The organism is Streptomyces rubellomurinus (assembly GCF_000961885.1).
Classification (GTDB): domain Bacteria; phylum Actinomycetota; class Actinomycetes; order Streptomycetales; family Streptomycetaceae; genus Kitasatospora; species Kitasatospora rubellomurina.
In genome coordinates this window covers 1-1,523 of the sequence record NZ_JZKH01000236.1, presented here as the reverse complement: position 1 = coordinate 1,523, position 1,523 = coordinate 1, and the positions used below count along the sequence as shown (strand labels likewise).

Sequence of the window (1,523 nt, the reverse complement as noted above, 5' to 3'; positions counted from 1 at the left end):
GGTGGGAAGGACAATTTCGCTGTTGACCGTGAGGCGGCTGAGCGTGTTCTGACGGTGTTTCCGACGATGCGTACCGCCGTGCGCGCCAACCGCACCTTCATGCATCGTGCCACGCGTGCTCTGGCCCGGCGTGGCCTGCGGCAGTGGTTGGACATCGGTTCCGGTATTCCGACCTCGCCGAATCTGCACGAGGTCGCCCAGGCGGTCGAGCCGCGGGCGCGTGTGGTCTATGTCGACAACGATCCTGTCGTTCTGGCGCACTCCCGTGCTCTGATGACCAGTACGCCTCAGGGTCGTACCGCCTATGTCCATGGTGATGTGCGTGATCCCGCCGCGATCCTGAGCGCCCCCCAGGTCCTTCAGACCCTCGACCTGTCCCGGCCGGTCGTGCTGTCCATGGTCGCGCTCATCCACTTCGTGCCGACCCTTGAGGAGGCCCACGCTCTCCTCAAGCAGTTCCTGGATCCGCTGCCCTCCGGCTCCGCCCTCGTCCTGTCCCACGCGACCGCCGAGCTCGACCCGGTTGGCGCGAACAAGGTCGAGGAGATCTACAACCAGGCCGGTACCACCCTGCGCCTGCGTCCCGCAGCCGAGTTCGCGACGTTCTTCGAGGGCCTGGACCTGCTGGAGCCCGGCATCACTCCCGCTCACCGCTGGCTCGCCCCGGGCGAGGACACCCCCGCCGACGACCTCCTGCCGCCGACTGTCACCGACGCGCAGGTCTCCTTCTACGCGGCCGTCGCGATCAAGCCCTGACCGCCCGCCTCGCGCCCGCCCGCGCCTGGCCGCGCTCGCCCGCCCGCGCCTGGTCGCGCCCGCCCGCCCGCACCTGGTCGCGCCCGCCTGGCTGCGCCTGGCCGTGCCCGGCCGCACCTGGCTGCGCCCGCCTGGTTGCGCCCGCCTGGCTGCGCCTGGCGGTGGTTGCCTGGCGGTGCGTGGCCGGCTCGGTGGTGTTTGGCTGTTTTTCACGCGTTCGGGTGGGGGGTGGTTGGGTGTGGGGTGGGGGTGGCACAACGGTGGGCATGACGATCTCCTCCGCCCGGCGTCCGCGTCGGCGTCCCATCGGTGACCTTGCCGCTGTCCCCGTTCCCGTCCCGTCGCCGCGTCCGCGTCGGCGTCCCACTGGTGGCCTTGCCGCTGTCCCCGTTCCTGTCCCGTCGCCGCGTTCGCGTCGTGGTGTGCCGCGGTGTTGTCGTACCTGGAACAGTGAGCACCGTCTGCCCGGTGGCCAGGTGGTGCGCACTATCTGGCACCAGGTTGCCTGCCCGGCCCGGTGATTGCCCGGTGGCCGTGCTCTGGCCGCCGCCGGCTGCTCGCCGGTTGGTGATCACGATGGGCTGCGGCGACGCCTGCCCCTTCTTCTTCGGCAGGACGTACCTGGACTGGAAGCTGGAGGACCCGGCCGGCTGGGGTGTCGAAGCCGTCTGCCCGATCCGTGACGGGATCGAGCAGGGCGTCCGCGGCCTGCTCACCGGCCTTGGCGTCGGGCCCGCCGCGTGAGCGGTGCCGCCACTGGGCCGGTC

1 protein-coding gene and 1 pseudogene are annotated in these 1,523 nt (G+C 71.1%); both read left to right on the top strand.

Going from position 1 to position 1,523, the window contains the following annotated elements; all coding sequences use genetic code 11:
• The coding region (locus tag VM95_RS41095) for an SAM-dependent methyltransferase (protein WP_045705883.1) at positions 1–756 on the top strand (756 nt) is incomplete at its 5' end.
• A 564-nt stretch (positions 757–1,320) separates the two neighbouring features.
• Positions 1,321–1,500: pseudogene (locus VM95_RS37505) on the top strand (low molecular weight phosphatase family protein); the annotation flags it as partial.
• Between the last annotated feature and the right edge of the window lie 23 nt (positions 1,501–1,523).